The organism is Archangium sp. (genome assembly GCF_036389735.1).
Taxonomy (GTDB): domain Bacteria; phylum Myxococcota; class Myxococcia; order Myxococcales; family Myxococcaceae; genus Archangium.
The window spans coordinates 1-8193 of record NZ_DASVWK010000979.1; the positions used below are offsets into that span (position 1 = coordinate 1).

Below are 8193 nucleotides of genomic sequence, written 5' to 3' on the forward strand. Positions count from 1 at the left end.
CGGACAGCGCGGACCCTCGTTGCTGCCCTCGCAATCTCAGCTGCGACTCGCCACCGCCTGACGTGGTGAACGGTTACGCCCCGGTTACGTGGACAGTAGCGCCTCAGCTGACCAGCCGGGCCGACAACGTCATGGGAGCGAAGCAGGGAACGCATCCGCGTCACCCTGGCTGCGGGGACACTCTTAAAAGCGGTTTCCAAAACGGGTATCAGCTCAAGAGGGTGCTCGACGGGGCATGTCAATCCGTACACACACTCTCCCGTCCCAAGGAGCCTTAATGATTGCCCTCGCTATTCCCGCCCTTCCCCCGCTCGTGCGCATCGGCTCCCCGTGGCCGGATGACGCCCGGCAACCCGCCAAGCCAAGTGCACGGTCCCCAGCCATGCAACTTGAACGCTGGACCCGCCAGCCCTACTCTTGAACCACGAGGGGGGCACGAGCCAAAGGCCCGACACCCTCCTCAAATGACCAGGAGTTCCCGGCGGTACGGCCGGGCACTGGCCCACCAGCGCGGGCATACGCCCGGCATGAAGGCCACGCTCTCTTGAGCGAGGAGAGGCCACCTTCCGGAAGGAAGGACTCCTCGCCCATCTGTCCGCCGGTCCCGGCTGCGCAACGCAGCCGCCTCGAGGGACCGACAGTCCGTCAGCAAGGCACCGGTCGTGTCCCGGTGACCACGGGTCTGTCGTGTCGCAACTCGAAGAAGTCGTTCGCTTCATCATCCGTGACGAAGTCCGCCGGGCGGTGCGCGAGGAGGTGCGCGCCGCTCTCGCGGAGGCGCGCGGTGCTGTCCAGCCGGATAACGAATTCCTCACCGTCAAGGACGCGGCCTCCCTCGCCCAGGTGAGCGCCGCCACGGTGCGAGCATGAGTCCAGAGCGGGCACCTCCCCTGCCTCCGAACTGGACGGCTGTGGCGCATCCGCAAGGACCAGCTCCTCGGCTTCCTGGAGCGTGGCCCTTCCCCGGCCGACGCCGCGCTTTCCCTCGAGGAGCGGGCCACCCGCATCCTCGCGCGGCGCGCCACTGACGCCTCCACCCAAACACCACCCGAAAGAAAGGAGTGTCCCTGATGGGGACCGTGTACCTGCGTGGCAAGACGTACTGGATGGCCTACCGGGACAGCAGCGGCAAGCGCGTCCAGGAGTCGACCGGCCTCACCCGAGAGGATGAGGCGCGCGAGCTGCTCCGCATTGTCGAGCGGAAGGTGGCCGCGAGCCTCATCCACGAGGCGCCGCAGCTCGAGGGTCTCACCGTCCGCCGCTACTTCGAGCGCTGGGTCCGCGAGCGGGAAGAGCGGGGCCTGAACAGCGCCTGGGACGACCGCACCCGCCTCGAGCGCCACGCAATACCGGACCTCGGCCATCTCCCGCTGACCGAGGTGCGCACGCGCCATGTCCGAGACCTCATCCGCAAGCTCCGCACGCGCATCGGACCGACGAAGAAGCAGCTTGCTCCCCGCACGGTGCGGCACGTGTACGGCTTGCTGCACCGGATGTTCGAGGACGCCCTCGCCGACGAGTTCATCGAGAGCAACCCATGCGTCCTCAAGAAGGGGGACCTCCCCCCGAAGGTGGACAAAAATCCGGAGTGGCGCTCCACTGCGGTCTTCACCCGCGAGGAGGTGGAGACCCTGCTCTCGGATACGCGCCTTCCGGAGGATCGGCGTGTCCTCTACGCACTCCTTTTCCTCACCGGCATGCGCATCGGCGAGGCGGTAGCCCTGCGGTGGAACGCCTGGGACGCCTCGGCCCAGCCGCTGGGACGCCTCCGGGTATCCAGGGCCTTCCACCACAAGCAGCGGCGGGAGAAGGGCGTGAAGACGGAGCGCCCCCGCGAGGTGCCGGTCCACCCCGTACTCGCCCGCGTCCTCGATGCGTGGCGCCAGGAGGGATGGGAGCGCAAGCAGGGACGACCGCCCACGGCTGACGACCTCGTCGTGCCCTCCCGGCGTGGAGAGCACCGGCGCGACCCCGTCGTCCACGCACAGCTCCTGGAGGACCTTGAGCTGCTCGGCCTACGAGGCCGGCGGGTCCACAACGCCCGTCGCACCTTCATCAGCCTGGCACTGGCGGACGGGGCGGACCGGGACAAGCTCGCCTGGGTCACGCACGGGCCGAAGGGCGACATCGTGAGCCTCTACACGACACTGCCCTGGGAGTCGCTCTGCACGGAAGTGGCGAAGCTGAAGGTGGAGCTCCGGCCTCCGTCGACGCCGCCGGCCGGAGGCGCGCCGCCCTCGGACGAGACCCCGTAGCTACAGTCGAGCTACAGTCCGGAGCGGAAAAGAAAAAAGCCCCCAAGTCTCAAGGACTTGGAGGCTTCTTTTGGGTTGCCCAGGGCGGGATTCGAACCCAACACGGGGGGATGGAAAACCTCAAGCAGGACGCGCCTTTACCCTCCATCCCCTTGATTTTACTTGGGTTCGACATCCCGTCCCGTCCCCTCCTGTACCACCCCGTTCCGCCTGATTCCGCACCGGAGGGGCACATACGGGGCACATGAAGGCGCCATACTCGCACGCCGAGCTGTGACGACCAAGCAGCCCTTCGCGGGGAAGATTCTGCGATGTAAGCCTGAAGGGCAGGAAAGCGCACCTGCTGCGACTAGTTCACTTTAGCTCAAGAGACCGAGCGCTCTTTCCGCTTCGCGTAGATGCACTTACTGTATCTCATGTAATCGGCGATCGAATCATGGAGATGCAGAATGAGAACCACACTGACGATATCTGACCAAATCCACCAGCAGCTTACGAACTATGCAGCGGCGTACGAGCGGCTGTTCGGACGCCGCCCCACGGTTTCCGAGATTGTTGAGGAGTGCGCCGTAATGGGCCTGCCGCTCCTATTTGAGCGGCTCCCTGCTGCGTCCGAGACAACGGAACAGACGCTACTTCGTCGCGCTCGTGTTCTCATGAGCCGACTCAGCGCTGATGAGATTACTGCGGAGCAGGTCACGACCCTCATGAAGGAAGCGCTCCGTCTACAAGACGATGCGCGGGCTGCGTTCCTTGAACGAGCGGCGCAGTCTAACGATGTGGCGGCGTACCAGCGCTGCATGGATGCCGCAATCCGCGTCTACAACGCCGGTGCCATGCGGCTTAATCGGGGTGACGTAGAAGATCCCTCATAGTAGGTGGCAAGGTGCGTGAGCGCGAGGTGCTGATGCCGCCTCGTCCGCGAACACTCCGGACGTTCCGCGACAGCAGGGGACGAGCATGACGATTGAAGGGGAAGTGCCCGCAGCGCTTCGGGGGTTGTGGCGACAGCGCGCCCACCTCCTCGCATCGAACGTCGCGACCGATGGCCGAGAGCATCGCGAGATCGCGCACGCCGCGGCGCTCATCCGGCAGGACTACCATGACCGTTTTCTTGTCGAGCTTCTCCAGAACGCGAACGACCAGGCACTCCGCGGAGAAGTGCACGACTCGACGGTCGTAGTGGTTCGGTCCGAGCGACTGCTCGCGGTGTCCAACGGCGGCCAGGTGTTGACGCCCCAAAACCTGGAGCGACTCAGCTCCCTCGCGGACAGCGACAAGACCGGCATGCTCGTCGGCAACAAGGGCGTCGGCTTCAAGGCGGTGTACCAGGTCACCGGCGCGCCCGAGATCTACAGCGCGGCGGAAGCGGGGGCTTCCGGCGCATCGGGCGACGTCTTCACCGACTTCGGCATCGGAATCGCCCTGGAGCAGGAGCCCTTCCAGCAGCAAGAACTGGTCGCGGCGGTAGAGGACGACATCCGCACGTTCTTCACTGAGAACGCCGGGCTTGCGCGGTCGTTAGCGGAGAGGGGCTTCGAAGATCCGATGGACGCGGTTCAGCCCGAGCTCGCGCGGGTGGCCGGATTCAAGTTTCCGCTTGCCCGAACGCGAGACGCTCTCCTCGAGCGCCTCGCCGAGCTGCGCATCCCAGAGCCAGCACAGCGATTGATGCGCACCCTCGTCGTACTCCCCCTGCGTGACCAGCGTGCAGCGGACGACGTGGCCCAGGCAATTGACCGCCTGGTGGGTGCCGGGAATGGCGAACCGGGTCAAGCGGAGCTGGCTGTCCTGTTTCTTACCGGAGTCTCAACGGTCATCGTCCTCGACCACGTTCGCGACCTTCGTTGGACCTTCACGCGCACGATCGCGGGTGCCCCTGGCTCGCTCGCCGAGGCGACGGTTTCGGTCGTCGAGCCAGGAGGCGTAGTTCGCAGCACACGCTTCTGGCTGCTCCAGCGTGACGCTCTTGCGGGCGCCGCGCCGGTCGCCGCCGAGCGCAGGCGATTGGTCACGGATGCGCTCAGTGACTTCGGCCTTGAGGCCTGGACGGAGGACGACCCTCTCCCTGTCACGATCGCGCTTCCGATGCCTCGTGGCGAACGCCCAGCACCGCTCGGACCGGCTGGGCGCTTCTGCCTTGGCCTACCAACGCAGCAACCCACTGGATTGCCCGTGCATGTGGATGCCCGGTTCTTCGCGACGATCTCGCGCACGGGGCTCGACTTCGCGCTGCCCTACAATGCTCTGCTGCTCGAGGTGGCGGCTGAACTCGTTGGCGAATTGCTCATCCGTCTCAAGGCATCGAACCGGATCGAAGAGCGGCGAGCAGCGACGCTCGCGCTGCAGCGCAGTCCCGGTGCGCTTGCCAAGCGCGTATTCGAGCCAGGCGGCGTCGCTGACGCCGACGTGGTGCTGACCTGGGGCGGTGAACGCTTTGCACGGCGCGGCGAATGCAGGTTGCCCGGGAAGAATGAGCGGACACTCCTCCCGTTTCTGCGCGATGTGCTCCCCGGGGTGCCGGACCTGCTCAAGCGACTTCCAGACCAAGGCCTGCTGATAGAGGTCGCAGACGTGCTGGAGTCCATTGACCTGCCCAAGCTGGAGTCTCGTCCGCATCCTTGGCTCGAGCGAGCACCGAAGATGATGAGCGTCGTCGAACTTGCGGCGCGGCGTCATCGCAACGAGGGGCCCAGCTATTGGGAGGGCTTCGCGATTGCGCTCCTGGAGTGCTTCGATGCCGCCGGCCTTCAAGAGCAAGCGTGGCTCCCTGTTGGCAGCACCGAGCTCGCGGCCCCCTCGCAGCGTGTGTTTCTTCCCGCTCCAGTAGACACCCAGGGCGACGAAGAGGAGGTCGCCAACGTCCCCTCACGAGTCGCAGCAATGATCCGGCTGCTCGACAGCGGCGCAATGCGCTTGCGCGAGGATGGCCGAGCGCTGACCAAGCTCGCGCTTCGCCTTGCCGACCAACGGCTCGTGCGCCGGCCGCGCAAAACAGAGCTACTCGAGGAGGCTCTATTCCCAGCCTTGGTGAAAGAGTCGGTCGACGATAGCGAGCTTGCCCTTGAGCTTTTTGGCCAGGCGGTCGCGTGGATCGCCTCGATGCGGGAGGTATCGCGCAGGAAGCTGAATTGCAGTCTTGCGCGCGTACCCGTCATCGCCGCGACCGGGGGAGGTGTCTCCTGGGCCGAGGCGAAGAAGTGCTACCTTGGCGAGGGATGGGGCCTGTCGCGCGACCACGATCGGCTGCTAGAGCAAGCGTATCCTGGTCGGCGCCTGCTGCCTCTTCGCGTGCTCCGTGAGCGATTCGGGTTTGCAGAGGAGGCCGTGGCCAGCTGGCGCGGGGCTGTCGGACTCATGGGGGTCAAGGCGGTGCCTCGGGTCGTGGTTTTCCCGAGCCGCAGCGCACCACTCGAGAGCTCGAACGAGAAACTCTACGTCGTTGGCAATCCTACGCTTGGAGAGCCTGAGCTCGACGCGGTCTATCGCGCCTACGTCGAGTTCCTCGCGACGCACCCAACGCGATGGAGGCATCGGCTCCCGCATGACGTCAACCAGGTATGTTGGATCGACGGTCTTGAGGTCGCGGAACGGCGGCAGCCCATCGTAGACCTGATGCTGATGCACCCGGACGTCTATCTACGACACCACAGCGTCTCGCTGGGTCGCGTTGGCACTCCCGTTGCCGACTCCGTCGCGTCGATGTGGGTCTTTGCGTTGGCTCGCCTCGATTGGGCCGTCTTCCCTGGAGAACGAGGCGTGGGTCGCAAGCCCGTCCGAGTACCCGCTGGGCAGCTCTGGCGCCTGCCCGATGGAGCGCGTCGTACGGGCTACGCGCAAGTGCTCAACGTCGTCCCCCACAACTTGGCCGCGGCGTCGAGCTTGTTGAGCGTGCTCGGCGTGCCTTCGGTCGAAGATGCGCCACTCGCGCGGTTGTTCGGCGCGCTCTGCGAGCTTGCGTTACGCCTCGACGAGGAGCGACTACACACCCGGCGAGAGGCGCTCTCGCTCGCGATCGAGCTGTATGCGCGGATTGAAGAGCGCTTGGAACACGAACCGGCCCAGCGGGTCCGCCCCCACATCACGGTGCCGCTGCTTCGGGACCGGCGCCTTGAGGCTGTCAAACCGAGCGACGAGGGAGTGCTCGTCGTCTTCGACGATGAGCCCGCGCGAGCTCGCCACGTGGTCGGGCTCGACCGAGCGTTCCGAGTCCCCGTCGCACGTGATGCGACCGTGGATCGGCTCTACGCGCTCTTCGCTCGTTCGTGGGGCACGGGCAGGGTCCTCCGAACCTCGACCGCCAAGGTCGCCCTGGAGTTTACGCCGTCGCCAGGTGACGCGGAGCGGTTCCTGTCCTGGTTGCAGCGGGAGTATCCGCACAGCGAAGTTGCCGCCGAGTTGGCCGCGCTGCTGACGTTCGGAGGTGAGCGTTCGATCCGCTCGGAGCCGGTCAGTCGCAACTGGAAGGCCTTCGAGAGGCTGACTGTCGTTTTCGGTTCGTTCAGGGATCCAAGGGTCGTGAGCTTCTACGATCGCGCGGCGGACAAGCTGCTGGTGTCTTCGACGCTGGAGAAGCACGACGTCGTCGCGATGACCTGGGAGCTGGTGGGCGCCCGATCTCGCGATCTCTGGGCAGGGTATGCACATGCTCTTCGCGACGGAGGCACTCGGTCGTTCCTTCGCGAGCGCGAAATCACCGACGTGGAAATCGTCGATGTCGCCGACGCAGCCGGGCTCCATCGATCGATGAGCGTCGACGGCCTCGCCCCCGCGCTATTGGCCGCGCGCTGCCACATGGTTCCGGGCACGAGCCTTGAGGATGCGGCTGCGTGGTTCGCCTCCGTGGGCGACCGGCCCGAGGATGTGGCGCGCGCGCTTGAACGACCGGATCTCACTGCCGTCTTGACCGCGGCGCTGGGGCAGCGGGCTCCGGAGGGGGAGATCCAGGTCGTTCGGTACATCGGAGTTCCTTGGCCCCTTTGGCAAGACGCCGTGCTGCGACGCGACGGTAAGCGCTACGCGTTCGTGGAGTCGGAGCTACGGTACAGAAGGGCTCGCGAGCACGTTGTCGCTGTCGCGCGGGAGATCGGAGCGAGAGAGGCATCGGTCGATCTGGATCTCCTCGGGACCGCAATCTCTGACGCACTCGCATCGCCCGCGCCCGATGACGTGCGGTTTCTTCCTGTCGAAACGGCCGCGCCCGACGACGCAGCGTGGCGAGCAGTCCGCCTGGCGGTCTCGTCGTTCGATGTCGTGGTGCGAGCCCTTGATGAGCTTCCGCCTCCGCCCTGGGATTCTGAGCTCCCGATTCCCAGGGATGCGACGCAGCGCGGCGTTCGCTTGTACCGAGATGTCGCGGCCACCACGCGCGAGATCGATGCCACGACATCTGTAAAGGCGGTCGTGCAGGCCGCAGTGCGGCTGGCGGCGTCCATCAATGAGCAGGTCGATGCTGCGAGCGTCTTGGCCGACGCGCCCCTCAACGCACGCATGAGTGGTGAGTGGGCGCATGTATACTCGGCGCTTCTCCTTCTCCGCCCGCTGCTCGAGGCCACCGCACCGGAGACGGTGAAGAAGCTATCGTCCGTCCAGGCGTTCCGCGAGATCACCACGGTGTCGTCGTTGATGGCCAAGCTTCCGGGAATCCCACGAACGGAGCCGGAGGCACCACAGCCGAAGCAGTCGGTCCTTGGGGTGGAACTGACGGCATTGGAGCTTCGCGCGGACCTAGCATCGGGCACTGACGGCGTTCTCGGAGGCAAGCTGGCGGAGGCAGCCGCGAAAGGGCTCGATCCTGCAATCTTGTCGGGTGTTCGACCCCCGCTGCCTCCACCGAACGGAAGCGGCACATCGGGAGGCGGTGGGGGCGGCGGGGGTAGCGGGGGTTCGACGTCGCGCCCGCGCCGGGAGCCTGAACTGGTGGGAGATATCGGGGAAG

General features: G+C 65.9%; 4 protein-coding genes. All 4 read left to right on the forward strand.

Annotation, left to right across the window (positions count from 1 at the left end):
- Positions 1-687: 687 nt before the first annotated feature.
- On the forward strand, positions 688-870 hold the full coding sequence (locus tag VF794_RS34835) for a hypothetical protein (protein ID WP_331117437.1): 183 nt from the start codon (positions 688-690) through the stop codon (positions 868-870).
- Positions 871-1070: 200 nt separating this feature from the next.
- Positions 1071-2255: a site-specific integrase gene (locus tag VF794_RS34840; protein ID WP_331117438.1), complete on the forward strand. Its 1185-nt coding sequence runs from the start codon at positions 1071-1073 to the stop codon at positions 2253-2255.
- Between the two features lie 449 nt (positions 2256-2704).
- Positions 2705-3130, forward strand: a complete 426-nt coding sequence (locus VF794_RS34845; RefSeq protein WP_331117439.1) for a hypothetical protein — start codon at positions 2705-2707, stop codon at positions 3128-3130.
- Between the two features lie 85 nt (positions 3131-3215).
- On the forward strand, positions 3216-8193 hold a 4978-nt coding region (locus VF794_RS34850), incomplete at its 3' end, for a sacsin N-terminal ATP-binding-like domain-containing protein (protein WP_414641001.1).